Here is a 26033-nt window from a genome sequence, read left to right on the forward strand (position 1 = left end):
ACCATGGCAATCCACCACTCCGAAGGAAAGGTCGCCGTCGTGACCGGGTCGGCCCAGGGCATCGGCCGGGCCTACGCGATCCGCCTGGCCCAGGAGGGCTACGCGATCGCGCTGGCCGACATCGCCGACAGTGCAGAGACTGCCCGGCAGATCGGCGACGCCGGCGGAACGGCGCAGTCGTTCCGGGTCGACGTCAGCGACCCCACGAGCGTGTCGGAGCTCGGCGACGATGTGCTCGCCGCTCTCGGGCGTTGCGATGTACTGGTCAACAATGCCGGCATCTACCCCTTCCAGACCTGGGACGACATCGAGTTCGCCGACTGGCGACGACTCATCTCGGTCAATCTCGACTCGATGTTCCTCATGGCCAAGGCCTTCACGCCCGGCATGCGCGAACGCAACTGGGGTCGGGTGATCAACCAGGCATCCGATGTCTTCGGCATCGTCATCAAGGGTGTCGCGCACTACTCGGCGTCGAAGGGCGGAGTCATCGGCTTCACCCGCGCACTGGCGACCGAGCTGGGCGACCAGGGAGTGACCGTCAACGCCATCGCCCCCGGCCTGACCCGCACGCCGGGCACGATGTCTCGCCAGCCCGACCCGAACGCTGTCGAAGACCCCGACGAGATGGTCGAGTTCGCACAGGGACAAGCCATTCCGAGGGTCGAGCGCCCCGAAGACCTCGCAGGCGTTCTCGCCTTCCTCGCATCTGAAGACTCGAGTTTCGTGACCGGCCAGACCATCTGGGTGGACGGAGGCCTCGTTCGCGTATAACCGACCTCGCTGAACATCATTCCTCCCAATCAGAGTCGATAGGAAAACAATGAAGACCACAGCTCGCGGCGCCATACTGGTCACCGCCCTGGCGCTCGTCGCCGCCTCACTCGCCGGATGCAGCACCGACACGGCATCCACCTCGTCGTCGTCGTCATCGGGCTCGGCGGCCCCCACTCTCACCTATGACGGTGTCGAGGCCGGCCTGCCCACCTCGTACGGCGCCCCCACCGGCCTTCCCGCGAACTTCACGGTGGGCTACCAGAACATCTACTCGGCCATCCCCTCGCTGCAGGCCGGTGAGGCCGCGTCGAAGGCCGAAGTCGAGAAGATGGGCGGCACGTTCATCTCGAAGGACGACCAGCTCGACGTCACGACCCAGGTCAACAACTGCAACACGTTCATCGCCCAGCACGTCAACGCCATTCTGATCTACCCCCTCGACCCGTCGTCGCTCACGCCCTGCTTCGCGGAGGCGGCTGCGGCCGGCATCATCGTGATTCCGCAGAACGCCCCAGTGGCCGCAGACCAGCCGCTGATCGCCGGGCTGCCGACAGACATCATCCAGGGCTTCGACTATGACGCGTTCCTGCGCGCACAGGCGGTCGCCCAGGCCGACCCCGGCAGCTCGTATGCCGTCATCGGGCTCGCCGCTCCCGTCGCCGGTCTGACGTATTTCGCGAAACAGCAGCAGTACTGGGCAGACAAGTTCGGTCTCACCTTCCTCGGCGAGATCGACGCGCAGACCGACAACGCCGCAGGTGCCGCGACAGCCACCACCTCGCTGCTCGCCAAGTACCCCACAGTGAAGACGATCTTCGCGTACAACGACAACACCGGTCTCGCCGCAGCGTCGACGGTGCGCGGCACCGGTCAGACGGGCATCCGTATTGTGGCCAGCGACGGCCAGCCCGACGCGATCGCAGGGGTCAAGAGCGGGTTGCTCTGGGGCGTCACCGAGATCGACTTCACGACCATCGGCACGAACCAGGCGGATGCCGCGATGACCCTCATCGCGAACCCCAAAGCCACTCTGCCGACCTTCGTCACCACCCCGGCCAAGTTCATCACGATGGACAACGTCGACTCGGCCGGATTCTGACACCGACGATGACCGACACAGTGACGCCTTCTCCGCTGCTCGTGATGGAGGGCATCGAGAAGAACTACGGCGGGGTGCGCGCGCTCCGGGATGGTCGGCTGACCATCGGGCGACCGGGCACAGTTCACGGACTCATCGGTGAGAACGGTTCTGGCAAGTCGACCATCCTGGGCATCCTGTCGGGGCAGATCCGCCCCGACGGCGGCGCGCTTCTCGTCGAAGGGCGGTCGGTGAGCTTCTCGTCGCCCGTCGATGCGTTGCGCAGCGGAATCGCAATGGTCTCGCAGGAGACCGCACTCGCGCCACTGCTGTCGGTCACCGAGAACATCCTTCTCGGCCGCAGGCTCGTGCGTGGCCGCGCGGGAATCGACTGGAAGCGTTCGCACGAACGCGCCCGCTCGGTTCTCGACCGGCTCGGGCTCAGCTACGACCCGCGTGCTCCGGTCGGCAGCCTGCGGCCCGACCAGCGGCAGATGGTCGAGATCGCCCGGGCCCTGTCGCTCGACTCTCGCGTTCTGATTCTCGATGAGCCGACGAGTTCGCTCAGCGAAGACGAGGTGGCGTCGATCTTCCAGGTCATCCGCAACCTCAGTTCGGCGGGCGTCTCGACCATTCTCGTGACGCACCGGCTCAGCGAACTCTTCGAGATCTGCGACGAGATCACCGTGCTGCGCGACGGCCGCACGGTCGCCTCGGGCACGGCGGAATCCTTCAGTCCGGCGACGCTCGTCGCGGCGATGGTCGGCGACACGGCCGCCGAGACGCGGGTGAGGGGGGAGCGCGCACCGCTCTCCCAGGCGATGCTGGATGCACCCCCGGTGCTGACCGCCCTGAACGTGTCATCCGAACCCGACCTGCACGACGTGGAGCTCTCACTGCGACCCGGCGAGATCGTCGGTCTTGCCGGCCTTGTCGGAGCGGGGCGCAGCGACCTGCTCGAAGCCATCTTCGGGGCCCGCCCCCGGTCGGGCGACGTGCTGGTCGAGAATGTGCCGCTGGCGCCCGGCCGCCCGTCGGCCGCCATCACCAGCGGAATCGGCTATGTACCACCCGACCGCAAGACAGAGGGCGTGGTGCTCGGCATGAGCGTGGTCGACAACGCGATGATGGTCGCCAGCAGCGGCCGCTTTCGCCTCCGGCCCCCGCGAACCCGGCGCGACGTGCAGGCGGTGAGCGACATCGGTGCGTCGATCCGCATCCGCACCCGCGATCTCGGGGTGGCGGTCAGCACCCTGAGCGGCGGCAACCAGCAGAAGGTCGCCCTCAGCAAGTGGCTCATCGATCCGCCTCGAGTGCTGTTGCTCGATGAGCCGACCCGCGGCGTCGACGTCGCCGCCAAGGCCGAGATCCACCAGATCCTCGTCGACCTCGCCGACCGGGGAGTAGCCCTGCTCGTGAGTTCGTCGGAGAACGACGAACTGCTGAACATCTGCGACCGGATCGTGGTAATGCTCCGCGGCCGCGTCGTCGCCACCGTAGCGAGAAAAGACGCCGATGAGGCCAGGCTCTCGCGCCTATCAGGAGGACACCTTGACGACTGAACACTTCACCCAGCCCTCGATCGGGGCGCGCCTGTGGAAGGGATCGCGCCCATTCCGCCCGGTCTTCGTGGTGCTCGTCGTGGTCTTCGTGGTTCTCGCGATCGCGCAGCCGGTCTTCGCGTCGGCGCAGAACCTGCAGAATCTGCTGACGTCGATCTCGGTTCTCTGGATCGTCGCGATGGGCATGACGCTGGTGCTGATCACGGCCGGCGCAGACCTCTCGGTCGCTCCGATCGGGGCGCTGGCGGGCATCCTGCTGGCGAAGCTGCTGCAGGCCGGCGTGCCGGTGTGGCTCGCGATCATCATCAGCCTGCTCGGCGGCGCGGCTCTGGGCGGCTTCGTCAACGGCACCCTGATCGGCCGCTTCAACGTCTCGTTCTTCGTCGTGACGCTCGGTACCCTCACGGCCTTCACGGGAATCGTGAACCTCTGGTCGAACACCGAGTCGATTCCCGTGACCGAACCGGCGATCATCAATCTGGCCGTGACCCGGTTTCTCGGCCTCTCGGGGCCGGTCTGGATCATGATCATCATCTTCGTCGTGACCCTGTTCATTCAGCAGCGCACCTTCTTCGGCCGCGACGTCTACGCGGTGGGCGGCAGCATCAGCGCGGCGCGGCTCTCGGGCATCCGCGTGCCGCGAACCATCATCATGGTCTATGCGTTCTCGGGGCTCTGCGCGGCGATCGCTGGAATCGTCGCGATCTCGCGCATCGGTGTCGCCTCACCGCAGGTCGACGCGAACCTGCCGCTGCAGGCGATCGCGGCGGTGCTGCTCGGTGGAACGGCACTCAGCGGCGGTACCGGCGGCGTCGTCGGAACCGCCTTCGGCGTGCTCTTCATCGGCGTGCTGTCGAACGGCCTGAGCATCGCCGGGGTGCCGAGCTTCTGGCAGCAGATCGTCACCGGCGTGATTCTCGTGGTCGCCGTGCTCGCCGACCGCATCGGGCTGCGGCGCCGCACGAAGGCAACCGCAGAGACGGGATCGACACCACCGCCGGAGTCGACGCCTGTGCACCCCGAGACCGCAGCCAAGACCTCGCACTAGAACCGCCCGACGCAGCACCCGCTCGTGACACTCCACGACCCCGCCACTCCAACAGAAAAGGAACGCATCGCATGCAAGGACTACAAGACAAAATCATCATCGTCGCCGGTGGGGCGACCGGCATCGGCGCGGCGGTCGCCGACCGCCTGTCGCGGGAGGGCGCGAAGGTCGTGATCGGCGACGTGAACATCGAGAAGGCCGAGGCGACGGCGAAGCGACTCAGCGACGCCGGCGGTGCTGTCACCGCCACCGCATTCGACATCACCGACGACGAGTCTGTCGCGGCGCTCATCGAGAGCGTGATGCAGCAGCACGGGCGCCTCGACGGCCTGCATGCCAACGCCGCAGACCTGTCGGCCCGCACCTTCGGGCGCGACGACAACGCCACGAACACGCCCGACGACGTATGGGATCGCACCCTCGACGTCGCGCTCAAGGGTCACTTCTACCTCGTGCGGCACGCCGTTCCCGCGATGCTGGCGAACGGCGGCGGCGCGATTGTGCACACGTCATCGACGGCGGCGTTCATGGGTGAGCCGACGAAGGTCGCCTACGGCGTCGCGAAGGCGGGGGTGACCGCGCTGATGCGTCACACCTCTGCCCGGTGGGGTAAAGAGGGCATCCGCTCGAACGCCGTGGCTCCCGGCCTCACCCGCACCGAGATCGTGCTGGCCGAGGCGTCAGAGCGACCCGAGTGGCACGAGAAGGTGCGCAACACGATCCACTCGGATCGGCTCGGGCTGCCCGAAGACATCGCGTCGGCCGTCTCCTTCCTGCTCTCTGAAGACGCCTCCTGGATCACGGGCCAGGTCTACAGCGTCGACGGCGGCCAGCTGCTGCGCTGACGAACCGATTCAGGAGGAGCACCAGATGGATCTCGGACTCGACGGCAGAGTCGTTCTCGTGACCGGCGCCGCCCGCGGAATCGGGCACGCGATCGTCAGGGCGTTCGCGGCGGAGGGCGCCCAGGTGGTGGCCGGCGACCTGAATGAACCCGTCGAGACGGTCGCCGCGGCACGCCCGCCGGTCTTCACGAGCCTCGATTTCACCGACCCGCAACAGATCGACTCGTGGGTGGCCGACGCCGTCGGGCGGTTCGGCGCAATCGACGTGCTGGTCAACAACGTCGGGCTCGCACCGTATCGCGACGGCTTCCTGAGCGTCACCGACGCCGACTGGAAGGGGCTGCTCGAGATCAACCTGTTCGCCATGATCCGCACGAGTCGCGCGGTGATCCCGCACATGATCGAGGCCGGCGGTGGCGCGATCGTCAACCTGGCCAGCGACGCGGGCCGTCAGCCCGATCCGTTCTTCGTCGACTACGCGGTGACGAAGTCGGCGGTGCTGAGCCTGTCGAAGTCGCTGTCGATCGAGTTCGGGCCGGCGGGCATCCGTTCGAACTGCATCTCGCCCGGGCCCACAGCCACCCCGGCCATGGACGACTTTCTGGTCAGCATGTCGAACGAACTGGGTCTGACCTTCGACGAGACGAAGACGCACTTCGCGCGCGACATGCGACAGCTTCCGCTCGGCCGGATGAACGAACCCGACGATGTGGCTGCGGTCGCGGTCTTTCTCGCTTCGGCCCCCGCCCGCCAGATCACCGGAGCGGCCTACCCGGTCGACGCCGGGTCGCACCGCTACGTCTGACACCACCCCGATAGGAGAATCGCATGGCCCACCTGGCGAAATTCGTCTACCTGAAACTCCGGCCCGAGCGCCGTGACGACTTCATGGCTCTCATCGAAGCGAACCGTCTGCACACTCAGAACGAACCGGGCACCCTCGATTGGACCCTGCTCAGCGTGGTCGGCGAGCCCGACAGCATCGCGATGTACGAGATCTACGACGGGCAACAGGGCTCAGACGAGCACGACGAGTCACCGGCTCTGGCCGCGGTGCTGGCCGCGCTCGGCGACAGCGTGACCAGCGAGCCCGTGATCATGAACCTGGTCGTCGACCGCTACCAGAACGACACCTGGCCCGCGCCAGGCGCAGCCTGAGGTCTGACGCGTCAGTACCCGCTCTCGTCGAGGGCGGCATGCGGTTCGGCGGTGCGTCGGGCCGCACGCCGCGCGAGCTGGCGCGGCAGTTGCGAGATGGTCGCGACTCCGACGATCACGACCGCGCCCCCGAGCAGCTCGGCGGGGATCGGGCGCTCGCCGAGCCAGACCCAGGCGATGAACACGGCGACCGGCGGCACGAGGTACAGCAGTGACGTCGACGCGGCCACGGGCATCCGTGCCACCGCATATGCCCAGAGCACGAACCCCGCCGCCGACGGCAGCAGCCCGAGGTAGATCGCCGCCAGCCACGGCGCCGGCCCCGCGCCGAGAAGACCGCCCACGTCGAACGGCATGAGCGGCAGCGTCATCATGGTGCCGGCGATCATGGCGTAGCAGGCCACCTCGACGCTGGTGTACCGCTTCAGCAGCGGCCTCTGCAGCGGGTGGTAGATGCCCTGCACCACCATGGCGGCGACGACGAGCCCAACCGCCCCCGACAGCGAGACGCCCGCCCGCGACAGGCAGACGATCGCGACGCCACCGAGGGCGACCGCGCTGCCCACCATGGTGGCCCACGACACGCGCTCAGAGAAGAGGATGCGCGCGACCGCCACCGAGACGAGAGGCGCAGCGGCGACGATGATGCTCGCGGTGCCGGCCGGCACCGTCAACTCGCCGGCGTTCAGCAGCAGCTGGTAGGCGGCCATGCCGAAGAAGCCGCACGACGCGATCCAGCCGAGGTCGCGAAGACGGGGCAGCCTCGCCCCCACCATCAGGGCGATGACGACCAGAGCCACGGTCGCCACGGCCAGTCGCACGAACGACAACCCGATCACCCCCATCGCTGGCGCGGCCACCCGGATGGCCGGAAAGGCGGACGCCCACAGGATGACGACGCCAAGGCCGGCGAGAAGTGGTTTGTTGACGCTCATGGTGCGATCATGCCAAGCTGAGGGAATCATCACCACTGACGGGTTATTATTGTACCCATAAGCGCTGTTTACTGATGGAGACGACGTGATCGACGTGCGCAAGCTGCGACTGCTCGTCGCGCTGCAGCGGCTCGGCACGATTGCCGCCGTTGCCGACGAGCTGCACCTCAGCGCCCCCGGCGTCTCGATGCAGTTGTCGGCGCTCGAGCGAGAGCTCGGCCTGCGGCTGACCCAGCGCCAGGGGCGCGGCGTCGTGCTGACGGCCGCCGGCGCTGCGCTCGCCGCCCACGGGCGCGACATTCTCGACCGGCTGTCGCTCGCCGAACTCGAGCTCGACTCTCTGCGCACCGGAACCGTCGGGCGCTACACCCTGACCGCGTTCCCCTCTGCGGCGCGAACCTTCGTGGCAGACGCGTGCCGCGAGATCAGGCTGCCGGGCCACGGGGTGGCCCTCGACCTGCGACTCACCACGCTCGAGCCCGGAGGCGCCATCGAAGCCCTCTCGTCGGGTGCCGCCGATCTCGCGGTCATCCACTCGTACTCGAATGTGCCGCGAGACCTGCCGCCCGGCATCCAGGCCCGGCCCCTCGGCAGTGAACCGGTGTGGCTGGCGGTGCCGACTGGCGGGGCGGGCGCGGGTGCGGCGGCGGGCGCAGGTGCGGCGTCGGGAGCGGGTGTGGGTGCGGCGGCGGGTGTGGTGGATGCGGCGGCGGGTCTGGCAGGCGCGGCGACGGCGACGGCGGTGTCGCTCGCCGACTACGAGACGACCCCGTGGATCGCGCCGACGGCCGACGCGACCTGCTTCGCGATGATGGAGCGGGCCTGCGGTCTCGCCGGATTCCGCCCGCAGATCGTGGCACAGTCGATGGACTTCGCCGTGCAACTCGAGCTCGTCGCTGCCGGTGTCGGCGTCGCTCTCGTTCCGGCGCTGACGATCGCCCAGCTGCCGGCCGGGGTGGCGCTGCTCGAGCTCGCCGCCCCCGTGCGGCGCGCCATCCACCTCGCCGCCCGTGCCCCTGACTTCGCTGACCCGGGCATCCTGACCCTCGCCGGCGTGCTCACCGAGGCCGCGTCTGCCCGCCTTTCGGCCCAGTTCGTTTCGGCCGGCTGAGGGGAGCCCTCCGGGGCGCGGCAGCGGCTCAGGCGGCGAGTCGATGCGACGACGGTTCAGGCGGCGAGCGGATGCGACGACGGTTCGAGGCGAGCCAGCACTTCGCCGAGGTCGGGGTGCCCGATGATGAGGGCGGTGGTCATGGGTAGAACACGTCGAGACCCTCGACTCTCGAATAGCGGTGATGCGTCTGCTGAACAGCGCCCCCGTCATCGACGGCGTCATCACCGAGACGCTCGACGACGGCGCGCTGTGCCGACTTCGCGACGACCTGCACCGCGTCATCCGCAATGAGGCCGAGCCGTCGATTCTGGGTTCGTACCTGAAGGGTTTCGCCGAGCATCCGTCGATCGACGACGGCGGTGTGAGCTGGGCGCTGGTCGGCCCGGCAGATCGACACGCCGCTCGCCGAGATGGTGCTCGAGTGGTCACCTGTGCACACCGACCTGCCCGGCCGGCTGCGCACCTGCGGCAACCCGGAGTGCAACAAGTTCTTGATCGACCACAGCAAGCCGAACACGGCCCGGTGGTGCTCGATGGCCTCGTGCGGCAACCGCATGAAGGCGCGGCGTTTTCAGGCCCGGCGGGCCGGCGTGGGCGCAGACGCGGGCGCAGGGTCGGGCGCAGACACGGGTGCTGCGAGCGACGCGAGCAAAGCAAGCTTCTCGGCGCTGCCGGTGCCGGGTGCGGCGTGGTAGACGACCAGCACCAGCCCATCGTCGCCCCCGATCGCAAGACGCTCCTTGTGCAGCGTCAGGTCGCCCACGAGCGGGTGGTGCATCGGAGTCTCTGACCCTTCGCGCACCTGAACATCATGCCGTGCCCACAGCCGGCGAAAGCTCTCGCTGGCGATCGAGAGCTCGCCGACGAGCTCGACGAAGCGCGGGTCGTCGGTGTCGGCGCCCACCGACTGCCGGAACGCCGCGACCATATGCGCCATAGCCAGCTCGTAGTTCGGGCAGAGCGCCTGTTCGGCCGGGTCGAGAAAGATGGCGCGCAGGCGGTTCACGCCCACCTGAAGGTTGGGCGAGAACGCGAGCGCCAGGTCGTTCGCCGCCAGCACGTCGAAGTACCGGCCCTCGACGAACGCCGGCACGCTCAGGGTGTCGAGCAGGTGCAGGATGCCCGGCGGCACGGTCTGCGTGCGCCGGCGCCGCACCCGGCGGGCGGTCTGCGGCGCAGCCAATCCGATGAGATACGCCGTGGCGGTCTCGTCGAGTCGCAGCACCCGCGCCAGCGACTCGAGCACCTGCACAGAGGGGTTGTGGTCGCGCCCCTGTTCGAGTCGCAGGTAGTAGTCAGAGCTGATTCCCGCCAGCAGCGCCACTTCTTCGCGTCGCAGGCCGGCCACCCGCCGTTGCCCGAGCGTCGGCAGCCCGATGTCTTCGGGGCGCACGAGCTCACGCCTGGCCCTCAGGTAGGCGCCGATGCGGTTGTCGGTGGTCATGGTCTTCACGGTACTCCGGATGCCCGGGGTGCTGACTGGGGCTGCTGATCCCAGGATGCCCGGGGCACTGCCGGGCCGGCCGCCCGACGGCGCAGTCTTGCCGCATGACAGACACATCACTTCCCGGCGGAACCTTCGCGCTCGCGCCAGACCTCGTGGTCACCCGATTCGGTTACGGTGCGATGCAGCTGGCCGGCCCCGGCGTGATGGGGCCGCCCGCCGACCACGCCGAAGCACTCCGAGTGCTGCGCGAGGCGGTCTCGCTCGGCATCACGCACATCGACACCAGCGACGCCTACGGCCCGCACGTGACGAATGCCCTCATCAGGGAGGCGCTGCATCCCTACGCCCGGTCGCTGCACGTCATCACGAAGGTGGGCGCGCTGCGTGACGCTGAGGGCGGCTGGCCCCCGGCGCGCTCACCGGCGCAGCTGCGGGCATCCGTTCACTCGAATCTGACGGGCCTCGGGCTCGACGTGCTCGACATGGTGAACCTGCGCGCCGGCGGCCCGATGGGACCGGTCGCCGGCTCGGTCGAAGAGGCCTTCACGACGCTGGTCGAGCTGCAGGGCGAGGGACTGATTCGCCACCTCGGTGTCAGCAACATGCTGCCCGACCAGGTCGCCGAGGCACGGTCGATCGCCCCGATCGTCAGCGTGCAGAACTTCTACAACCTGGCGAACCGGTACGACGACGAGCTGATCGACGCGCTCGCGGCCGACGGCGTCGCGTATGTGCCGTTCTTTCCGCTCGGCGGGTTCTCTCCGCTGCAATCCGACGTGCTGAGCGCGGTGGCGACCAGACTCGAGGCGACGCCTGCGGCGGTCGCACTGGCCTGGCTGTTGCGGCGCTCGCCGAACATCCTGCTGATTGCGGGCACGTCGTCGGTCGCACACCTGCGCGAGAATGTCGCGGGCGCTGGGCTGGTGCTGTCAGACACCGACTTCGCCGAGCTCAGCGCCATCGCGGGCGCGTGAAACTTCTACTGAGGTGTAGGTATGGAATAGGGTTTGGAGATCACACGCCACGAGCTGGGGAGATCTATGACCGTCTACTCGACCGCTGCGCCCGATCGGCGCCAGCGTCGCTGGCACGACGTGCACGACCGGCTGTACGACGCAGCGTGTGAGCTCTTTCTCGAGTCGGGCTACGTCGGAACGTCGATGGATGAGATCGCCGACCGGGCAGACGTCGTTCGCAAGACGGCGTTCAACCACTTTCCACGCAAGCGTGACTTCATCGGCGAGTGGGGAAGCCGCCGGCGGCAGCAGGTGCTGGCGGCCCTGTCGCCTGTACTGATGGCCGATCCGAAGCTCGAGGTGGTACTGCGGCACTATTTCGCCGAGCTGGCTTCGATCAACGCCGAGCAACGGGCTCTCACGATCAGCATGTCGCTGGGCTGGCGAGAACAGGGTGGTCCGTTCGACGCCGACCCCCACGAGCTTATGGATGTCTTCCAGGGGTTTCTGCGCGACGCCGTCGATCGCGGCGAGATCTCGAGGAACGTCGATGTCGAGCGGATGGCGACCGTGCTGTACAGCAGCTACTTCGGGCTGCTCTACGACTGGTGCAAGGGGCCGGATGACGTGCCCCCGTTCGACCTGAACACGGCCTTCACCCACTTTCTCGACGTGGTTCTGGCGGGGCTGCGCACCGTCTGAACGTTTGGCGTTGACACCGCTTCGGCACAGACGGTACAACTAATTTACATCCTAGTGTAAATATGTGGTCGCTCAGGTCGACCGCCGAACGGAGGAGGTCTGAGCATGACGACACTCGTATGCGGCGTGGGAGGTATCACCGGCGACACGGTTGTGGCCTTTCTCGCTGAGCAGGGGTTCCCGGTGCGTGCCCTGGTGCATCGGGAGGCGCGGCGAGAGGCGGCAGTCGCGCGGGGCGCTGAGAGCGTCGTCGTGGGCGACTATGACGATGCTGAAGCGCTGACGGCGGCCATGAGCGGCGTGCGCGAGGTGTTCTTCGTGGCCCCGTCGTACCAGGAGGCAGAACCGCGATGGGTATCCGCCGCGCTGGCCGCGGCCGAGGCCGCAGGTGTTGATCGTTTCGTCTACCAATCGGTGCTGCATTCCTTCACGCCCTCGATGCCCCACCACCTGCGAAAGGCGCAGTCGGAGGTCGCAGTTCGAGCGTCGCGGCTCGCGTGGAGCATCCTGCAGCCCGCTATGTACGCGCAGACCGTGTTGCGGGTGAGGCAACGATCTGCCGAGGGGCTGATCAGTGTGCCGTATGACCCGGATGCCCGGTTCGCCGTGGTCGACGTTCGCGACGTCGCGGCGTGTGTGGGCGCCGTTCTGGCGGATGATCGACACGTCTTCGGGGGCTACGAGATCGTCGGTACCGAAGTGCAGAGCCTGCGCGAGCTGGCCCAGACGATGAACCGCGTTCTGGGCGAAGAGCGCGACGTCGTTCACGTCGACCCCGGCTCGCTGCCTCTCCCGCCGACGTGGGGGCCGCGGCAGCGAGAGGAGTACGCGCTGATGTGCCGAGAGTATGGCGCGCACGGACTGTTGGGCTCGAACAGCACGACGGCCGCTCTGCTGGGGCGCGCCCCTACCTCGTTCGCGGAGGTTGTGGCCCGCGAGATGCTCGGGGCTGGAGCGGGCACTCGCACAGACTGACGGCATCCACCACTTGACACGGACACGCTCGAACCGCATTATTTACATTGCAGTGTAAATACGACCCTCAATGAGGAGGAACCATGAGCTTTGGAAAGACCATTCGTTACCCGGCACTGGGCTCGATGCTCATCGCCGCCACGCTGATCATGGCCGGGTGCGCAGGCACCGACGGCACCAGCGCCGGCTCCACATCGTCGGCTTCCGGCGTCGACGTGGCACAGGCGAAAACCGACCTCGACACGGTCATCAACGAGTCTTCGACAATCGACGTGCCGCCCATCACCGGAACGATTCCCAAGAACCAGACCATCGACTACCTCGCGTGCGCCCTGGCAGTCTGCACGAACGTGGGCATCGGCGTGAAAGACGCGGCGACCGCTCTCGGCTGGAATGTGAACGTCGTCTCGAGCGACTCGACGACGGCGGGCTACCAGGATGCCTGGAACCAGATCGCGCAGAACCCCGGCGAGGGCGTCGTCAACTCGAGCCCGGTGTTGCCGTACTCATCGATCGCCGCCCAGACGGAGAAGGCAAACGTTCCGATCGTCTCGTCGACGTCACCCGACCCCGTCGGCGGCCATCTGATCGGTGTCGTCGCCAGCACTGACGACATCAAACGCCAGGGCGGCACCGAGGCGAACTGGGTGATCGAAGATGCTGCGGCTCCGGTGAATTCGGTGTTCGTCTACGACCCCTCCATTCCGGCGCTGGCCAGCGCGCTGCCCGGTTATCAGGAGGCCATGGCGAAGAACTGCTCGGCCTGCCATGTCGACGTGCTCGAGGTGAGTGCTTCGCAGATCGGCCCGGCGCTCGCGCAGCAGATCGTCAGTTACCTTCAGGCGAACCCCGACACGAAGTACGTGGCATTCGGTCTGGGTGACCTCGCCACCGGCGTGCCGGCTGCCATCCAGACGTCGGGGCTCCAGAACCAGGTCAAGCTCACGACACGCGCCGCGACCCCGACGAATCTCGCCGACGTACAGAGTGGTGGCATGGCTTCGGCCTTCACTGCAGAGCTCTTCGAGTCGGGCTGGCGCTCGATCGACATGCTGCTGCGTCAGCTGACCGGTACGCCGATCACCGACCAGTACCCCCTGGGGCTGACCCGGCTGATCACCAAAGACGATCTGCCGTCAGATCTCACGGTTCCGTACAGCGTTCCCGACTACCAGGCGCCGTTCGAGGCGGCCTGGGGCGTCAAGTGACCTCTGAGTTAGCACCGCCGCGGCTGGTCGTGGAAGGTCTGTCGAAGACCTTCCCCGGCCAGCGGGCCCTCGAAGACGCGTCGCTGACGGTGGCTGCCGGCGAGGTGCACGCGCTGCTCGGCCAGAACGGTTCGGGCAAGTCGACGCTGATCAAGGTTCTGGCCGGCTACCACCAGCCCGACCCGGGTGCCACGGCGGCGATGGATGGGCAGCCGCTCGAGCTCGGTAGCGCTGCGGCAGCCCACGCCGCGGGGATCCGCTTCATCCATCAGGATCTGGCGCTGATCGCCGACCTGAGTGTCACCGACAATCTCGCGCTGGGAGGCAGCTACCGGTCGAAGGGTTGGATCAGCGACCGCCGGGAGACCGCCGCCGCACAGCAGCTGCTCGACGAGTGGGGTGTGAGTGTCGACGCAAAGGCGCCCCTGCGCACCCTGGGCCAGGCCGATCGCACGATGGTGGCTATCGTGCGCGCGGTACGCGACGGCGTGCAGGGCGGCGGCATGGTGGTGCTCGATGAACCGACCGCGTCACTGCCGAGCCACGAAGTCGAATACGTCTCTTCGCTGGTGCGTCAGCTGCGCGACCGGGGCACGTCGATTCTCTATGTGACGCACCGGCTCAGTGAGGTCTTTCAGCTCGCCGACACCGTGACGGTGCTGCGAGACGGCCGGGTGACGGGGTCACGCGCGGTGGCGGGAATGGATCACGACGGGCTCGTCGCCATGATCATCGGACGGTCGCTCGGCAATATCTATCCTGAGGTGCCCCAGCCGCTGGAGAATGCGGTGCTGACCGTCGAGAACATTCGCGGCGCATCCGTTCGCCACCTCTCGCTGCAGGTTCGAGAGCGCGAGATCGTTGGCATCGCCGGTCTCACCGGGTCGGGTCGCGAGGCAGTGACCGATCTGGTCTTCGGCATGCAGAGCCGCGACGAGGGCACCGTGCGCGTCAGCGACGCCATCGTGCCTGCCGACAGCCCGAAGCGCTCGATCGCCGCCGGCCTCGCCCTGCTGCCCGCCGACCGGAAGGGTCTCGGGTCGATACCGGAACTGACGGTCAGAGAGAATGTGACGCTGCCGGGAATCAGCACCGGGCCCGGGTTCTGGTTGAGCACCCGGGCCGAGAGCCGCGAGGTCGGCGACTGGCTCAAGAAGCTGGGCGTCGTGCCGGGCGACCCGGAGCGGCCGCTGGCTACGCTCAGCGGCGGAAACCAGCAGCGCGCGCTCATCACCCGGTGGTTGCGCTGCAAGTCGAAGGTCTTTCTGATGGACGAGCCCACCCAAGGCGTCGACATCCAGGCCAAAGTTGCGATCTACGGCGCCATCCGCGACGCCGCACACGACGGAGCGAGCGTGCTCGTCGCCTCGACCGACAACGACGAGCTGGCCGCGATCTGCGACCGCGTCATTGTGATGCGCGACGGTCTGGCGGCGATCACGCTCACCGGGGATCGGCTCACGTCTGAGGCGATTCTCGAGCACAGCATCGAACGCGCGCTAATCAAGGAGGGCAAGTAATGAACCGGCTAGTCTCACGGCTCGGAGTCGAGCGCTACAGCGGAATCTATGTGTTCGTGGTCTTCGTCGTCGTGTATTCGATCTGGCTGCCGCACACCTTTCCCACTGTCACGACCGCCCAGAACATTGCGAGCAACCAGGCGATCACAGGCGTGGCCGCGCTCGGTCTCGTCTGCGCGCTCGCGGTGGGTGCTTTCGATCTCTCGATCGCCGCAGTGCTCGGGCTGAGTTCCACGCTGGCAGCGGCGCTGATGGTGCGATTCAACCTCTCGCCCACGCTGTCGATCGTGCTTGTGCTGCTCATGGGGGTCATCGTCGGACTTGTGAACGGGCTTCTCGTGGTGCGCTTCCGCATACCGAGCGTCGTCGCGACCCTCGGTATGAGTTCGATTCTCGCGGCCTTCGACCTGTTCATCACCAACGGGCAGTTCATCACCCCGCTTCCGACGTCGTTCACCGATCTCACCCGTGGGGCACCCGCCGGCATCCCGATCTCGTTCATCGTGCTGATCGTCATCGCGCTGGTCACCTGGTACGTGCTCGAGCACACCCCCCTAGGTCGCAGGATGACGGCGACGGGGGCCGGTGCAGATGCCGCACGCCTGGCAGGCACGAACACCGGTCAGGCGGTGGTGGTCGGGCTGGTCATCTCGAGCACCCTTGGAAGCCTGGCTGGGCTGATGCTCGTCTCGACCGTCGGGTCGGCTGCGCCGAACTCTGGCCCGGCGTACCTGCTGCCGCTGTTCGCGGCTGTCTATCTCGGTTCGACCCAGATCAAACCGGGTCGATTCAACATCTGGGGCACCATCATCGCCCTCTTCGTGCTGGCGACGGGAGTGAAGGGGTTGCAGTTGGCCGGCGGGCAGCTCTGGGTCTCGTACCTGTTCAACGGCGCGGCCCTGATTCTCGCTGTCGGCGTCGCGATCTCGGCGCAGAGCCGTCGTCGTTCGACATCGCGGCGGGTCAGATCGCGCGGTGGAGGGGCAGCAGTCGCGTCGGGCGGTGACAGCTCATCTACGGTCGAGCTCGAACCCGTGCTCGAAACGGCCGATCGGCCTTCATGACAGCCGTGAGCGTGGCACGAGACGAGGCGGCCGCATCGACACTCGACGAGCTGCTGGCCGAGGCAGTGGCGCACGACGACGTTCCGTTCGTGGTGGCCATGGTAGCGAACAGCGCCGGTATCGTGTGGCAGGGCCGCGCGGGCAACGGGAATGGCACCGAGCCCGTTCAGACCGACGCCGTGTTCCGCATCTACTCGCAGACGAAGGCCATCGGTGCGGCCGCGGCGATGATCCTCGTCGACCGCGGTTTGCTCTCGCTCGACACGCCAGTGGTGTCGGTGCTGCCGGAGTTCGGGCAGCTGCCGCTGCTCGAATCAATGGGGCCGAGCGGGCCGGTACTGCGCGCCCCACGCGAGGTCTGCACGCTGCGGCACCTGCTCACCCACACGTCGGGACTTGCCTACGAAGGCATGGATGAACGCATGACGGCGTATCGCGATTTCACCGGGCATCCCGTCGTGGCGGTCTCGTCGATGGAGGTGCTGCTCAGGTACCCGCACATCTTCGAGCCGGGCACCGGGTTCGCCTACGGCGTCGGCCTCGATTGGGTGGGCCTCATGATCGAGCGCATCGATGGTCGCCGCATCGACCAGTTCTGCCGCGAGGAGCTGTTCGAACCGCTCGGGATGATCGACACGGTCTTCGAACCCGACGACCGCCGCGAACGCATCCCCGATCTGCGCTGGCGCTCGGCCGACGGCGATTTCGTCGTGGCCGACGTGGCGCCGCCACCCCATCCGGAGTTCTACGGTCTCGGCATCTGCCTCTATGGCACGGCGGGCGACTACCTTCGTTTTCTGCGCATGATTCTGAACGGCGGTGAACTCGACGGCCGTCGCGTGCTCAGCGAACGGGCCGTGCAACGGATGCTGCAGAACCAGATGCCCGAGGGCGTGAGCGTCTCGCCGATCGTGTCGAGCGACCACGGCTGGTCTCACGACATCGACTTTCTCGCCGGAACGCGAAAGACCTGGACGGCCGGGTTCCTGCGTAATGAGCAGGCGATCGAAGGGCGCCGCGCCGCCGGATCGCTTGCCTGGGCGGGCATCTTCAACAGCCACTACTGGCTCGACCCCGCCAGCGATCTTGCTGCCGTGTACATGACGCAATCGCTTCCATTCGTCGAACCTCGTGTCATGGAGCGTTTCGACGAATTCGAACGCGCAGTCTACGCGCGCTTCTCCGGCTGACTTGACACATGCCAGGCTCATCTGCATTATTTACATTGGAGTGTAAATTACTCCTCGATTGTAGAACGGACTACAACATGAAACTTGTTCGAGCAGAACGGCGAGTACCGCCGACCGACTCGTCGCAGGCGCCTCGCTTCGCCTTGCTCCACGATGACCGCCTTCATCTGTTGCCACAGACGTGGAGCTTTGCAGAGGCTCTTGCTGCACTCGCCCGTCTCGATGAAGCCTCGGTGACCGATACAGAACCGGCCGACCTCACCGACTGGCGGCTTCTCGCCCCCGTGCCCACCCCGGCCAGCCTGCGTGACTGTGTCGGATTCTTCCAGCACATTCGTAACACCCGGCGCAGCCGCGGCGAGGTCGCGCCGTTGCTGCCGGTGTGGCATGAGCGGCCCGGGTTTTACTTCGCCAACCCGAACTCCCTGCGGTCGGCCACCGACGACATCGCCATTCCGGCGGGCAGCGGAGCATTCGACTTCGAGCTCGAGATCGCTGCCGTTATCGGGAGGGGCGGCAGCGACCTCACGGCCACCGAGGCGGCCGACGCGATCGCCGGGTATGTGCTGTTCTGCGACTGGAGCGCACGAGACATCCAAGCGCAGGAGCGCACGATGCAGATCGGCCTCGGCAAAGGCAAAGACGCCGCTATTTCACTCGGCCCGTGGATTCTCTCGGCGAGCGACGCGGCGTCGATCCGCCTCCCCGACGGCCTCGACATCGCAGTCAGCGCGAAAGTCAACGGCGAGCTCGTCACCGACGAGAATGCGCGTTACACCGGCATGGACTGGACCTTCGAAGAGATCGTGGCCTACGCCTCACTCGGCGCCGAACTCGTCGCCGGCGACGTGATCGCCGTCGGTACCGTGCCCACCGGATGCCTGCTCGAGCGCAGCGCCGATGCCGACTTCCGCGGCTGGCTCACGGGTGGAGACGACGTTCGCCTTTCGGCGGGCCCCCTCGGTGACATCACCAGCCGCATCGTGACCGGCACCGCGCCGACCGACTGGCGCCGAGCATGAGCGCGTCGCACGAGCGGGAGTCAGGCCCGAGCAGCTTCACCGAGGTGGCCGCGGGCGTGTACGCGTTCATTCAGCAAGACGGTACCTGGTGGATCAACAATGCCGGCCTCGTGGTCGGCGATGATTCGGCCCTGCTGGTTGACACCTGCACAACAGAACGCCGCACGCGCGAGCTGCTGACCGCATCGGCAGCCGCGAGCGGCGGCAGGCCGCTGCAGTACGCAGTGAATACGCACCACCACGGTGACCACACGTTCGGCAACTCACTTCTGCCAGCAGGCACCTCCGTCATCGGCCATCACCGCATGCGTGAGGGGCTGCTGGCCGAGCACACCCTCGAGACTTTTCCGCCGTACTGGGAGCCGAAGCCCGACTTCGGTGACCTGACCAAGCGCGTGCCCGACCTGACCGTCGACTCTGACGCAGCCGTGCACCTGGGCGGCCGTCACGTCGAGCTGCATCACCCGGGCTATGTAGCACACACCGGGGGCGACCTCGTCGCCTGGGTACCGGATGTTCGGGTGCTCTTCGTCGGTGACCTGCTGTTCCCCGGGCACACGCCGATGATCCTCGCCGGAGCGCCGACTGGCGCGATCCGCGTGCTCGAGTGGATCGCCGCGTTCGATGCCGAGACGATCGTTCCCGGACACGGCGAGGTGATCGACTCGAGTCGCATCGCCGAGGTGCTCGCTGAGCATCGCCGGTATTACGACTTCGTGTTGGCTGCGGCGGCGAGGGGGCTTGCCGACCACGCGACCCCGCTGGAGGTCGCCCAATCGACCGATCTGGGCGAGTTCGCAGGCTGGCTCGACCCCGAGCGCTTCGTGCTCAACCTGCACAGCGCCTACGCCGAGGCCGCTGGTACCCGGGCCGACCGCGCTGCGGCCTTCATCGACGTCATGACCTTTCTCGGGTCGCCCATCCATACGAAGGTATGAGCGTGTTGCAGCGGCAGAGCCGCAAGATCAGGTCGTCGATCGCCGACGAACTCAGAGCCGTGCTGACTGACGGTGCCACCGTGGCTGTGGGCGGCTTCGGGCTGAGCGGCAGCCCGTTCGGGCTGCTCGAGGCGGTCCACGATTCGGGTGTCACAGGTCTCACGCTCATTGCCAACAATGTCGGAACCGACGGCAAGGGCCTGGGCCGGCTCATCGAGAACGGCCAGGTCGCCAAGATGATCGCGTCGTACGTCGGTGAGAACAAGACCGTGGCGCGCAAGTACCTCGACGGTGAACTCGACATCGACTTCGTGCCCCAGGGCACGCTGGCCGAGCGGCTGCGTGCCGGGGGCGCAGGCATCGCCGGGTTCTACACCCGCACGGGTGTGGGCACGGTGGTGGCCGAAGGCAAGCCGCACGAGCAGTTCGATGGGCACACCTACCTTCTCGAGCGGGGCATTGTGGCCGACATCGCGCTCGTCAAGGCGCACCGTGCCGACCCCGCAGGCAACCTCGTGTACCGCAAGACGGCACGCAACTTCAATCCGGTCGTCGCCACGGCGGGCCGAGTGACGTTCGCCGAGGTCGATCACTGCGAGGCGCAGTACCTTGACCCCGACACCGTCGGCACCCCGGGAATCTTCGTCGACTACGTTGTCGAGGCGATGCCGCGCGAACCCGAGATCGAGCACCGAACCGTGCGCGTTCGGCCTACTGTCGAAAGTGGTGACTGAGATGTGGACCCGAGACGAGATGGCCGCCCGCGCAGCCGGCGAACTGTTCGACGGCGCCTACGTGAACCTCGGCATCGGTATCCCGACCCTGGTCGTCGACCACCTGCCTGAGGGCATCACGGTCACGCTGCACAGCGAGAACGGGCTGCTCGGCATGGGGCCATTTCCCTTTGAGGGCGACGAGGATGCCGACCTGATCAACGCCGGCAAGCAGACCGTCACGGCCGTGCCGGGCGCGAGCTTCTTCGACTCCGCTGCCTCATTCGGCATGATTCGCGGCGGCCACATCGATGTCGCCATCCTCGGAGCGATGCAGGTGTCGGCCCTTGGCGACCTGGCCAACTGGACCATTCCCGGCAAGCTCGTCAAAGGAATGGGGGGCGCTATGGATCTCGTAGTGGGGGCAAAGCGCCTGCTCGTGCTGACCGACCATGTCGCCAAAGACGGCAGCCCGAAGATCGTCGACACCTGCACTCTGCCGCTCACCGGCCAGCGGGTCATCCACCGCATCATCACCGACCGAGCCGACTTCACCGTCGACGACCACGGCCTCGTGCTGACCGAGCTTGCGCCCGGTGTCGACCTTGACGACGTTGAACGACTCACGGCGGCGCCGTTCCGCGTGGCGCTGCCGACCACGAAAGTAAAGGAACTCCTTCCGTGACCTCCTCGTCACTGACAGATGTACACATCACCGGCTGGGCCCACTCGGCCTTCGGCAAGCTGCCCTCGACACTCGAAGAGCTTGTCGTCGAGGTGACCCGTAACGCCCTGGCCTCTGCAGAGGTCGATGCCACAGACATCGACGCCATCTACTACGGGCAGTACAACGCCGGGATGCACCCGCTCACCTTCGGCTCGTCTTTGCCACTGCAGGCGTCCGACGAGCTGTGGGGCGTTCCCGCCACCCGCGTCGAGAACGCCTGCGCCTCGGGTGCCGCTGCCGTTCAGCAGGGCATCCTGGCACTGAGGGCCGGAGTCGCGCGCAACGTGCTCGTCGTCGGCGTGGAGAAGATGACCCAGGCCGGTACCGAGGGGGTGCGCGAGGCACTCATCGGGGCCGACTACGAGATGGCCGGCACTCCCTATGAGACCGGATTCGCCGGCCGTTTCGCCCTCGTTGCCGACGAGTACGGCGAGCGGTACGGCGATCCTGGTGACACGCTCGCCCGCATCGCAGCGAAAAGCCACCAGAACGCCCGGGCGAACCCCTACGCTCACCTGCGTAAAGACCTCGACGTGGAGTTCTGCCGAACCGTGTCGGCCGCGAACCCGCTGGTCGCGGGCATGCTGCGCCGAACCGACTGCTCACCGGTGTCGGACGGCGCAGCTGCGCTGGTGCTCTCGGCGGGGTCCGTGCCGCACAGCAGTACTCACGAATCCGTTCGCTTTCTCGGAATCGGGCAGGCGACCGACTTCTTTCCCGAAACCAAGCGTGACCGGGTCGCCTTCGCCGCCAGCAGGCTGGCCTGGGACCGTGCGCTCGGCATGGCCGAGGTCGAGGTGGCTGACTTGTCGTTCGTCGAACTTCACGACTGCTTCACGATCGCCGAGCTCGCGCTCTACGAGACGCTCGGCCTCGCGCCGCAGGGCCAGGGCTGCCGGCTGCTCGATGACGGAACCGTCTACCGCGACGGGCGGATGCCCGTGAATCCGTCGGGTGGATTGAAGTCGAAGGGGCATCCGGTGGGCGCCACCGGGGTGAGCCAGCACGTGCTCGCCGCCATGCAGTTGACGGGTACCGCGGGTGGCATGCAAGTGCCGAACGCGAGTATCGCCGCCGTTCACAACATGGGCGGGCTGGGAATCGCGAATTATGTCAGCGTTCTGAGAGCGGGTTGAATCTATGAGTGACAGCGACGAGACACGCGACGGAGCTCTGACCAGGGGAAGCTACGAGACCATCGTCACCTCCGACCTGACGGAGCGCGAGGTGTACCGGCTCTCGACGGGCATCGTCGTGCCGCGGCCGATCGCCTGGATCACGACACGCAGCGAAGACGGCGGGGTCAATCTTGCGCCGTTCAGCGCGTTCGTCATTCTGGCCAACGACCCGATGCTGATCGGCGTCTCGATCGGTCGGCGGGGTGCGGTTCTGAAAGACACCGCACGCAACATCCTGCGCACCGGCCAGTTCGTGATCAATTCGCCGCATGTGTCGCAAGCCGAACTCGTTCACCGCAGCTCTGAAGAGCTGGCGCACGAGGTGAGCGAGGTCGAGCAGCTCGGGCTGACGACCATCCCGAGCCAGTCGATCGACGTGCCGCGCCTGGCCGACGTAGCTGTCGCGATGGAATGCGAATACGTGCAATCGATCGGATTCGGCCGCACGAAGACCGAGTTGATCGTCGGGGAGGTGAAGGTCGTGCATGTCAGGGAGGGGCTGCTCGACAATGGAAAGATCGACACCGCCGCCCTGCAGCCACTAGGCCGGGTAGCCGGCCCTCGGTACGCGGGCATCGGCTCGGTGAGCACGTTCCGCGGCCTGCAGCACACCCTCTATACCGAGCGCGAGGGTGCCTGACCGGCCGCCTCGCTTATCCCACCACCACCCGCCCGACCCACCACCTGCCCGCTCGTCTAGGACCGACCTTCCGTCTTCAGCCCACCCAGGAGATTCCCCGTGGTTTTCACCGTCGCTCAGCCCCGTCAGATGATCATCGGAGGTGGCGCTCGTCACGACATCGGTGAGCTGATCGCGTCACTCGGCGTACAGCGGCCCCTCCTCGTGACCGACTCGTTCTTGAACGGCAACGGATCTGCCGGCGGGTTGATCGACCGGATGGTCGGGGCGGGCCTGCAGCTGGCACTGTGGCCCGAGACCGTTCCTGACCCGACGACCGACTCTCTGCGAAGCGGCGTGACAGCGGTCGCCGAGCACGGCGCCGACCTCGTGATCGGCTTCGGCGGCGGCAGCCCGATCGACACCGCTAAGGCGATCGCCCTGCTCGCCGTGCAGGGGGGCGAGATGAGCGACTACAGAGCCCCACGGCGCAACGACGGCGTAGCGCTGCCCATCGTCGCGATTCCCACGACCGCCGGCAGCGGCTCCGAGGCCACCCAGTTCACCATCATCACCGACACGGCCTCTGAAGAGAAGATGCTCTGCACCGGGCCCGCCTTCCTGCCGGCTGCGGCGGTCATCGACTTCGAGCTGACACTGTCGATGCCGGCCCGCCTCACCGCAGACACGGGAGTCGACGCTCTGACCCACGCGGTCGAGGCCTATGTGAGCCACCGGGCGAACGGATTCTCCGACGGGCTCGCGCTCACCGCCATCTCGGCGATCGGCAGGCATCTGCGGCGGGTCTACGCCGACGGCGCCGACCGTGATGCGCGCGAGGCGATGATGCTCGCGGCTACGCAGGCCGGCATCGCCTTCTCGAACTCGAGTGTCGCCCTCGTGCACGGCATGAGCCGCCCTATCGGCGCTCACTTCCACGTCGCTCATGGCCTGTCGAACGCGATGCTCTTCGCGGCGGTGACGAGGTTCTCTATTCCCGCGGCAGAGTCGCGCTACGCCGACTGCGCCCGGGCGCTGGGCTGCGCCTCGGCTGCCGACGGCGACGCAGAGGCGGCCAGGATGCTCGTCGATGAGCTCGAGGCGCTCTGCCGCGACCTGGCCGTACCGACCCCCGAGTCCTTCGGCATCGCCGAGGAGGCCTGGCAGCGTGCCATTCCGGTCATGGTGGAACAGGCGCTCGCATCGGGTTCGCCGAACAACAACCCGCGCGTACCGACGCCCGACGACGTCGCCTCGATCTACACCGCCATCTTCCGATGAATGGAACACCGCACTCATGAACGAGGTAACGCCCGACTGCGTTTACGGCCTGCGCGAAGGAGGCCTCGCGCGAATCGTGCTCGACAGGCCGCGAGCCCTGAACGCCCTCACCCTGCCGATGGTGCGCCGCATCCGCGACCTGCTCGAGGGCTGGCGCCCGGAGCCTCCGCGCGTCGTCGTGATCGAGAGCTCGACCGGCGGGGTGTTCTCTGCGGGCGGCGACATCAGGCAGATCCGGCAGAACAGCCTCGATGACGCCACTGCGGCGAGCGACGAGTTCTTCGAGACCGAGTACCGCGTCGACGAACTGCTGGCCACCTATCCAGTGCCGGTCGTGGCCCTCATCGACGGTGTCTGCATGGGCGGCGGCCTCGGGCTTTCGATTCACGGAGCCTTCCGCGTTGTCACCGAGCGGGCCGTGCTCGCCATGCCTGAGACGATGATCGGATTCTTTCCGGATGTGGGGGCGTCGTACTTCCTGTCAAGGCTGCCTGGAGCGTTGGGCACCTACCTCGGGCTGACCGGCGTGCGACTAGACGACGTCGACGCCGTCGCGGTCGGCCTCGCCACCCACCGCGTGCGCTCCAAAGACCTCGCGGCCCTCGTGACTGCGCTCGCCGACGATGAGGCCGGGCCGGTGGAGGCCGTACTACGGCGGTTCGCCTCAGCGCCGGAGCGGGCATCCGCCCTCACCGAGCGGCGTCGAGCGATCGACGAGGTGTTCTCGGCTACGAGCATCGAACAGATCATCGAGCGCCTCGATACCGAGGGCGGCGTATGGGCGGCCGAGACCCACGAGGCCCTGAATAGGCGCTCGCCGCAGAGCCTCGCTCTCACCCTCGACCTGCTGTTGTGGGGCAGCCAGCGCTCGCTGCACGACTGCCTGCGGGCAGAGCGGGAGGCCGGCCACCACGTTACTCGGAGCCCGGATTTCATCGAGGGGGTGCGAGCTGCGCTCGTCGACAAAGACCGCGCTCCGGTCTGGGGCGCCTCGCGCTACCGGGGCATGTCGGCCGAAGGGGAGGTGCTCTGGAGCACCACGGGCCGGGTATCCGGCGGCTCCGGACGTTGTGAGCCCGCCGAGATCTTCGGCTCGGTCGGAGTCTGGCTGACGCGCCGGATGCCACCCGACGAGCTCATCGACGTCGCGCGCACGGCGGAGGGCCTCGGCTTCGGAACGGTGTGGATCGCCGGTGGCGGAACGCCTGGCGTGTTCGAGCAGGTGGCAGCCGTTCTCGACGCAACCGAGAGGATCGTGGTCGGCACATCGATCGCGAACATGTACAGCGAATCACCTGCCGCGGCGACGGCGGCGACGAACGAGTTCGAGTCGCGGCACCCGCGGCGCTTCTATCTCGGGGTGGGGCCGAGCCACGCCCGGGTGGTCGAACAGAATACCGACGAGACCTACGAGAAGCCGCTGGTGAAGTCTCGGGAGTACCTCGCCGCTCTCGACGAACAGAACGACCCGGTGCCGCACGACCGCATTCTGCTCTCGGCGCTCGGGCCGCTCTCCCTGCGTCTGGCCGGCAGGCGCACGCTCGGCTCCATTCCGTACCTCGGCCCGGTGGCGCACACCCGCTTCGCCCGCGATGCTCTTGGCGAGGGGCCAGCCCTCATGCCCGAGCTGACGGTGGTGCTCGAGACCGGGCCCGGGGCGGCCCGGGCCGTGGCACGCACCTTTCTGTCGCGCTACCTCGACCTGCCCAACTACACGAGCGTGTTCATCCGGGCCGGCTTCACAGATGAAGATCTCGAGAACGGCGGCAGCGGCCGACTCGTCGACGCGGTGGTAGCGACGGGCGACGCCAGTCAGTTGGGTCGTCGCATCGACGAACACCTGGCGGCGGGCGCCGACCACGTTGCGCTGCAGGTGCTGCCGTCAGCCGGCCAGCGAACCATCGACGTTCTTCGGGCCATCGCAGCAGAGCGTGGCCTCGTTCCATCTCTCGACAACCCCGCACGATAGGAAGAAA

At 67.2% G+C, this 26033-nt stretch carries 26 protein-coding genes and 1 pseudogene; 24 read left to right on the plus strand and 3 right to left on the minus strand.

Annotation, left to right across the window (positions count from 1 at the left end):
• Positions 1-3: 3 nt before the first annotated feature.
• From V3W46_RS17155 to V3W46_RS17185, 7 genes are all read left to right on the plus strand, one after another.
• A complete protein-coding gene (locus V3W46_RS17155; protein WP_331784358.1) occupies positions 4-774 on the plus strand; it encodes an SDR family NAD(P)-dependent oxidoreductase in 771 nt (256 codons plus the stop codon).
• A 49-nt stretch (positions 775-823) separates the two neighbouring features.
• Positions 824-1876 carry a sugar ABC transporter substrate-binding protein gene (locus V3W46_RS17160; RefSeq protein WP_331784359.1) on the plus strand — a complete coding sequence of 351 codons (1053 nt, stop codon included), beginning with the start codon at positions 824-826 and terminating at the stop codon, positions 1874-1876.
• Between the two features lie 8 nt (positions 1877-1884).
• Positions 1885-3417 (plus strand): sugar ABC transporter ATP-binding protein, encoded by a 1533-nt coding sequence (locus V3W46_RS17165; protein ID WP_331784360.1) that lies wholly within the window; start codon positions 1885-1887, stop codon positions 3415-3417.
• A complete protein-coding gene (locus V3W46_RS17170; RefSeq protein WP_331784361.1) occupies positions 3407-4465 on the plus strand; it encodes an ABC transporter permease in 1059 nt (352 codons plus the stop codon). The genes V3W46_RS17165 and V3W46_RS17170 overlap by 11 nt, the downstream gene beginning before the upstream one ends.
• A 71-nt stretch (positions 4466-4536) precedes the next feature.
• Positions 4537-5310 carry an SDR family NAD(P)-dependent oxidoreductase gene (locus V3W46_RS17175; RefSeq protein ID WP_331784362.1) on the plus strand — a complete coding sequence of 258 codons (774 nt, stop codon included), beginning with the start codon at positions 4537-4539 and terminating at the stop codon, positions 5308-5310.
• A gap of 25 nt (positions 5311-5335) precedes the next feature.
• Positions 5336-6115, plus strand: coding sequence for an SDR family NAD(P)-dependent oxidoreductase (locus V3W46_RS17180; RefSeq protein WP_331784363.1), 780 nt, complete (start codon positions 5336-5338; stop codon positions 6113-6115).
• Between the two features lie 23 nt (positions 6116-6138).
• Complete coding sequence (locus tag V3W46_RS17185; protein WP_331784364.1) at positions 6139-6468, plus strand: putative quinol monooxygenase; 330 nt, start codon at positions 6139-6141, stop codon at positions 6466-6468.
• 11 nt (positions 6469-6479) lie between these two features.
• On the opposite strand, the gene V3W46_RS17190 is transcribed toward V3W46_RS17185, so the two are convergent.
• Positions 6480-7403 carry a DMT family transporter gene (locus tag V3W46_RS17190; protein ID WP_331784365.1) on the minus strand — a complete coding sequence of 308 codons (924 nt, stop codon included), beginning with the start codon at positions 7401-7403 and terminating at the stop codon, positions 6480-6482.
• An 85-nt stretch (positions 7404-7488) separates the two neighbouring features.
• Between V3W46_RS17190 and V3W46_RS17195 the strand changes: the two genes are divergently transcribed.
• The gene (locus V3W46_RS17195) at positions 7489-8514 is read left to right on the plus strand and encodes a LysR family transcriptional regulator (RefSeq protein WP_331784366.1); all 1026 of its coding nucleotides are present in this window, start codon (positions 7489-7491) and stop codon (positions 8512-8514) included.
• A 139-nt stretch (positions 8515-8653) separates the two neighbouring features.
• Here the strand turns inward: V3W46_RS17195 and V3W46_RS17200 are convergent, their stop codons facing one another.
• Entirely contained in the window at positions 8654-8914 is a 261-nt protein-coding gene (locus tag V3W46_RS17200; protein ID WP_331784367.1) for a hypothetical protein, read from the minus strand.
• A gap of 13 nt (positions 8915-8927) precedes the next feature.
• On the opposite strand from V3W46_RS17200, the pseudogene V3W46_RS17205 reads away from it, so the two are divergent.
• Positions 8928-9041: pseudogene (locus tag V3W46_RS17205) on the plus strand (CGNR zinc finger domain-containing protein); the annotation flags it as partial.
• A 47-nt stretch (positions 9042-9088) separates the two neighbouring features.
• Here V3W46_RS17205 and V3W46_RS17210 read toward each other — a convergent pair.
• Positions 9089-9961: a helix-turn-helix transcriptional regulator gene (locus V3W46_RS17210; RefSeq protein WP_331784368.1), complete on the minus strand. Its 873-nt coding sequence runs from the start codon at positions 9959-9961 to the stop codon at positions 9089-9091.
• 104 nt (positions 9962-10065) lie between these two features.
• Here V3W46_RS17210 and V3W46_RS17215 point away from each other — a divergent pair, with 104 nt between their 5' ends.
• From V3W46_RS17215 to V3W46_RS17285, 15 genes are all read left to right on the plus strand, one after another.
• A complete protein-coding gene (locus tag V3W46_RS17215) occupies positions 10066-10938 on the plus strand; it encodes an oxidoreductase (RefSeq protein ID WP_331784369.1) in 873 nt (290 codons plus the stop codon).
• Positions 10939-11004: 66 nt separating this feature from the next.
• On the plus strand, positions 11005-11622 hold the full coding sequence (locus V3W46_RS17220; RefSeq protein ID WP_331784370.1) for a TetR/AcrR family transcriptional regulator: 618 nt from the start codon (positions 11005-11007) through the stop codon (positions 11620-11622).
• Positions 11623-11727: 105 nt separating this feature from the next.
• Entirely contained in the window at positions 11728-12597 is an 870-nt protein-coding gene (locus V3W46_RS17225; protein WP_331784371.1) for an NmrA family NAD(P)-binding protein, read from the plus strand.
• A gap of 83 nt (positions 12598-12680) precedes the next feature.
• The gene (locus V3W46_RS17230) at positions 12681-13805 is read left to right on the plus strand and encodes a sugar ABC transporter substrate-binding protein (RefSeq protein WP_331784372.1); all 1125 of its coding nucleotides are present in this window, start codon (positions 12681-12683) and stop codon (positions 13803-13805) included.
• On the plus strand, positions 13802-15325 hold the full coding sequence (locus V3W46_RS17235) for a sugar ABC transporter ATP-binding protein (protein WP_331784373.1): 1524 nt from the start codon (positions 13802-13804) through the stop codon (positions 15323-15325). Before V3W46_RS17230 ends, V3W46_RS17235 begins: the two co-directional genes overlap by 4 nt.
• Positions 15325-16389 (plus strand): ABC transporter permease, encoded by a 1065-nt coding sequence (locus V3W46_RS17240; protein ID WP_331784374.1) that lies wholly within the window; start codon positions 15325-15327, stop codon positions 16387-16389. The genes V3W46_RS17235 and V3W46_RS17240 overlap by 1 nt, the downstream gene beginning before the upstream one ends.
• The gene (locus tag V3W46_RS17245; RefSeq protein WP_331784375.1) at positions 16386-17579 is read left to right on the plus strand and encodes a serine hydrolase domain-containing protein; all 1194 of its coding nucleotides are present in this window, start codon (positions 16386-16388) and stop codon (positions 17577-17579) included. Before V3W46_RS17240 ends, V3W46_RS17245 begins: the two co-directional genes overlap by 4 nt.
• 233 nt (positions 17580-17812) lie before the next feature.
• Positions 17813-18601 carry a fumarylacetoacetate hydrolase family protein gene (locus V3W46_RS17250; protein ID WP_331784376.1) on the plus strand — a complete coding sequence of 263 codons (789 nt, stop codon included), beginning with the start codon at positions 17813-17815 and terminating at the stop codon, positions 18599-18601.
• The gene (locus V3W46_RS17255) at positions 18598-19539 is read left to right on the plus strand and encodes an MBL fold metallo-hydrolase (RefSeq protein WP_331784377.1); all 942 of its coding nucleotides are present in this window, start codon (positions 18598-18600) and stop codon (positions 19537-19539) included. The genes V3W46_RS17250 and V3W46_RS17255 overlap by 4 nt, the downstream gene beginning before the upstream one ends.
• Positions 19536-20273 carry a CoA transferase subunit A gene (locus V3W46_RS17260; RefSeq protein ID WP_331784378.1) on the plus strand — a complete coding sequence of 246 codons (738 nt, stop codon included), beginning with the start codon at positions 19536-19538 and terminating at the stop codon, positions 20271-20273. The genes V3W46_RS17255 and V3W46_RS17260 overlap by 4 nt, the downstream gene beginning before the upstream one ends.
• Before the next feature lies 1 nt (position 20274).
• Positions 20275-20937 (plus strand): CoA transferase subunit B, encoded by a 663-nt coding sequence (locus V3W46_RS17265; protein WP_331784447.1) that lies wholly within the window; start codon positions 20275-20277, stop codon positions 20935-20937.
• Positions 20934-22115, plus strand: coding sequence for a thiolase domain-containing protein (locus V3W46_RS17270; protein WP_331784379.1), 1182 nt, complete (start codon positions 20934-20936; stop codon positions 22113-22115). Before V3W46_RS17265 ends, V3W46_RS17270 begins: the two co-directional genes overlap by 4 nt.
• Before the next feature lie 4 nt (positions 22116-22119).
• Positions 22120-22797: a flavin reductase family protein gene (locus tag V3W46_RS17275; protein ID WP_331784380.1), complete on the plus strand. Its 678-nt coding sequence runs from the start codon at positions 22120-22122 to the stop codon at positions 22795-22797.
• Positions 22798-22896: 99 nt separating this feature from the next.
• The gene (locus V3W46_RS17280) at positions 22897-24057 is read left to right on the plus strand and encodes an iron-containing alcohol dehydrogenase (RefSeq protein ID WP_331784381.1); all 1161 of its coding nucleotides are present in this window, start codon (positions 22897-22899) and stop codon (positions 24055-24057) included.
• A gap of 16 nt (positions 24058-24073) precedes the next feature.
• Positions 24074-26026, plus strand: a complete 1953-nt coding sequence (locus tag V3W46_RS17285; protein ID WP_331784382.1) for a 3-hydroxyisobutyryl-CoA hydrolase — start codon at positions 24074-24076, stop codon at positions 26024-26026.
• Positions 26027-26033 lie beyond the last annotated feature (7 nt).

It is taken from the genome of Subtercola sp. YIM 133946, assembly GCF_036553535.1.
Classification (GTDB): domain Bacteria; phylum Actinomycetota; class Actinomycetes; order Actinomycetales; family Microbacteriaceae; genus Subtercola.